This window comes from Zemynaea arenosa (genome assembly GCF_004614185.1).
Classification (GTDB): Bacteria; Pseudomonadota; Gammaproteobacteria; order Burkholderiales; family Burkholderiaceae_D; genus Telluria; species Telluria arenosa.
In genome coordinates this window covers 1-3,532 of record NZ_SPVF01000213.1, presented here as the reverse complement: position 1 = coordinate 3,532, position 3,532 = coordinate 1, and the positions used below count along the sequence as shown (strand labels likewise).

Annotated in this window: 3 protein-coding genes and 1 pseudogene; all 4 read left to right on the top strand. The window is 68.5% G+C overall.

Annotated features, from left to right (window positions below; all coding sequences use genetic code 11):
* Nucleotides 1–984: carbon-nitrogen hydrolase family protein (locus E4L96_RS16475; RefSeq protein WP_220433447.1), on the top strand; the 984-nt coding region annotated here is incomplete at its 5' end.
* Nucleotides 985–1,122: 138 nt separating this feature from the next.
* Nucleotides 1,123–2,130 (top strand): glucokinase, encoded by a 1,008-nt coding sequence (locus E4L96_RS16470; protein ID WP_135208304.1) that lies wholly within the window; start codon nucleotides 1,123–1,125, stop codon nucleotides 2,128–2,130.
* A 258-nt stretch (nucleotides 2,131–2,388) separates the two neighbouring features.
* Entirely contained in the window at nucleotides 2,389–3,342 is a 954-nt protein-coding gene (gene scpB, locus E4L96_RS16465) for an SMC-Scp complex subunit ScpB (protein ID WP_135208303.1), read from the top strand.
* Nucleotides 3,329–3,532: pseudogene (locus E4L96_RS16460) on the top strand (hypothetical protein); the annotation flags it as partial. The gene scpB and the pseudogene E4L96_RS16460, both read left to right, overlap by 14 nt.

Genomic DNA, 3,532 nt, shown 5'->3' with positions numbered 1-3,532 from the left:
GTTGTGCGCCTCGCGGCCGCCCCGATGCCGGCGCCGCGAGGCGGCACGGCTGCGCCGCAGGCTCAAAGCCCGGCTGTGGTGTCACCACTGGCGAGTTCTGCCGCGCCGCAAGCGCACAGCCCGGCGGTGCCGTCGACCCGAGACGGCCGCGTGGGGCTGGCCGTCATCGACGACTTCATCGGCCCGCGCACGAAGCATGGGAAGGTCGAGCGCATCTGGGCGCAATACGAGCGGCACGTGGAAACGCTGGCCGGGCAGGGCGCCGGCATCGTGGTGCTGCCGGAGAAGATCGCCGTCGTCCCGCCCGCCGAGGCCGAGCGCTTGCAGGCCCGCCTGTCCACCCTGGCCGCCCGCACGAAAGTCTGGCTGGCCGTCGGCATCGGCACCGACGACGGCCAGCGCAAGCAGAACCTCGAATGGCTGTTCGCCCCGGACGGCCGCCTGGACGCCAACTACAGCAAGCACCACATGGCCCCGCCCGAGCGCGAGTTCGCTCCGGGCGACGCCTTCGACGTGCGCGCCATCGGCAGCACGAGCTACGGCCTGGCCATCTGCAAGGACATGCACTTCGGCGCGATGGGCCGCGCCTACGGCCAGCGTGGGGCGCAGGTGATGCTGGTCCCCGCGTGGGACTTCAATGACGACGGCGAATATGCTGCCCGCCTGTCGGCCCTGCGCGGTGTGGAAAGCGGCTTCGCCATGGTGCGCGCCGCCAGGGAAGGGCTGCTGACCGTCACCGACCAGTTTGGCCGCATCATCGCCGAGGCGCCTTCCGCCGCCATGCCCGGCACCACGCTGCTGGCACCGCTGCCCGCTGCCGCGCTCTCCGCGCCGGGGGATCCTGCCGGGCCGCGACGGGCCACGCTGTACGCCCGCACGGGCGACATGATCGGCTGGCTCGGCACGCTGGGTGCCCTCCTGTGCCTGTTGCCCCGCCGTCGCCGGCGCCCCGTGGGCACTGCCACGGTGGACGCACCCGCGTAGTCGTACTACCTTCAGTTTTTGTGAAGTTGCCCCTGTAAAGCAGCTTATCTACCGCTGCTATGTACCTAAACTACAAAAAAGTCTTGTCGCGACAGTGAAGAATCGGTAAGCTTGCTTATCGTCTTCCAGAACCGTGTCATGACTTCCGCAGCCTCCCTGTCCGTTTTCGCTTCTGCCCACCCAGACGGGGCGCGCCTGCTGGCCGACATCGGCGGCACCAACGCGCGGTTTGCTCTCGAAACCGGCCCCGGCAAAGTGGAAGCTGTGGACGTGCTCGCCTGCGCGGACCACGCGACCCTGGCCGACGCCGTGCGCGCCTATCTCGCACCGCGCGCGCAGTACGGCCAGATCCGCCACGCCGCCATCGCCATCGCCAACCCGGTCGACGGCGACTTCGTGCGCATGACCAATCACCACTGGCAGTTCTCGACCGCAGCCGTCCGCACTGAGCTGGGCTTCGACACGCTGCTGGTTGTAAACGACTTCACCGCGCTCGCCTCGTCGCTTCCGCACCTGCGGGACAATGAAAAGCGCCAGGTGGGCGGCGGCACCGCGGCCCCGGACGCCGCCATTGGCCTGGTGGGTGCGGGCACCGGCCTCGGCGTCTCCGGCCTGATCCCCTGCGGCACCCGCTGGACCCCGCTGCAAAGCGAAGGCGGCCACGTCACCTTCGCCCCCGCCAACGAGACCGAAGTCCAGATCCTGCAGTTCGCCTGGCGCGAATTCGAACACGTGTCCGCCGAACGCCTGTTGTCCGGCGTGGGCCTGGAACTGATCTACCGCGCCCTGTGCGCGATCCGGGGCCAGGCGGAAGAGAACATCAAGGCCCCCGAGATCACCCGCCGCGCCCTGGCCGGCGAGTGCGCCCTGTGCGACCAGGTCGTGGAAGCCTTCTGCGGCATGCTCGGCACCGTGGCCGGCAACCTCGCCGTGACGCTGGGCGCCACCGGCGGCGTCTACATCGGCGGCGGCATCGTCCCCAAGCTGGGCGAGCGCTTCGAACGCTCGTCGTTTCGCGCGCGCTTCGAGCACAAGGGGCGCTTTGCCGCCTACCTGGCGCGCGTGCCGGTGTATGTCATTACGGCAGAATACCCGGCCTTCGTGGGCGTGTCCGCGATCCTGGCCGAGCGCCTGGCCGCACACTGACGGACGCCCCGCTCGACTGAACTTGTCCAATTTCGGGTTTTATCAGGTACAATGGCCCCGGATTGGCAGTCTTGACTGCTGCTCATTGAAAGCGGCCTCCCCGCGCCGCCCGTAGCTCTCCCGCCCATGGCGCGCCTGCCCTGGCCCGGATTCCAGTATCGACGACAACTTGATTCCTTGACGGCAGCCGCCGCGACGGCTGCTGCTCTTCGTTGATGCTGGGTGTGTCTAACGTTCTGTGGCGTTGTCGACATCGTGATGAATACTGATGAGGCGAAGAAGGTCCTCGAGACGGCCCTGCTGTGTGCACGGGAACCGATGACGGTGCACGCCTTGCGCAAGCTGTTCGTGGATGTCGACGAGGATGGCGAGCCGCTGGGCGAGGGCATCGAGCTGGACAAGATCCGCGTGGTGCTGGAGGAACTCAAGAACGATTGGGCCGAGCGCGGGATCGAGCTGGTGAGCCTGGCCAGCGGGTGGCGCTTCCAGAGCCGGCCGGAGATGAAGGCGTATCTCGACCGCCTGAATCCAGAAAAGCCGCCGCGCTATTCGCGGGCCACGCTGGAGACGCTGGCGATCATCGCTTACCGGCAGCCGGTCACGCGCGGGGATATCGAAGAGATTCGCGGCGTGGCGGTGAACTCGCAGATCATCAAGTCGCTGGAGGACCGTGGCTGGATCGACGTGGTCGGCCATCGCGAAGTGGTGGGGCGTCCGGCGCTGCTCGGCACCACCCGGCAGTTCCTGGATGACCTGGGCTTGCAGTCGCTGGCGCAGCTGCCGCCGTTGCAGCAGCTGGCTGGCGCGCCCGATGCGGGGGCCAGGCTGGATATGCTGGAGGCGGCGCTGCAGGAAAGCTTTGACCGCGCCGTGCAGGACGAAGACGAGGCCGCGCAGGCCGTCGCCGCACAGGTCGCGGTGGCTGGCGAGGACGCGGCGGGTGCCGCGGATGCGGCGGCCGCTGACGCGGTGGGCGGCGTGCGTGGCGCGCCGAACGAAGGCGAGGCGGGCGATACCGCCGGGGCCATCGCCGAATTGCCACCTGAAGTAGCGAATGCCGACCCGGAAGACCTGGTCGCCAACCTAGAACTTGCCGAGGCCGTGATCGAAGCGGCCATCGAAGACGAATTCCCTGAAGCGGTCGCGGCGGCGCAAGCCGAGGAACCGATAACGCCAGTGCCTGAAGAAGAAACGAATAATGGAACCAACTGACAAGCAAGATACCCCCGCCGCCGCTCCCGCTGCCGACGCTCCGGCCAAGCCCAAGCGCCGCACCAAGGCCCAGATCGCCGCCGAACAGGCCGCCGCTGGCACTGACAGCACCGGCACCGCCGCTTCCGCCGCGCAGTCCGCCAAGGCCGCCAAGGCCGCCAAGGCCGCCGCAGCAGGCGCTGAATCCGAT

Bases quoted from the DNA above. Each gene is read 5' to 3' on its own strand.
- E4L96_RS16470 (WP_135208304.1), top strand. From the start codon at position 1,123: ATGACTTCCGCAGCCTCCCTGTCCGTTTTCGCTTCTGCCCACCCAGAC.
- scpB (WP_135208303.1), top strand. From the start codon at position 2,389: ATGAATACTGATGAGGCGAAGAAGGTCCTCGAGACGGCCCTGCTGTGT.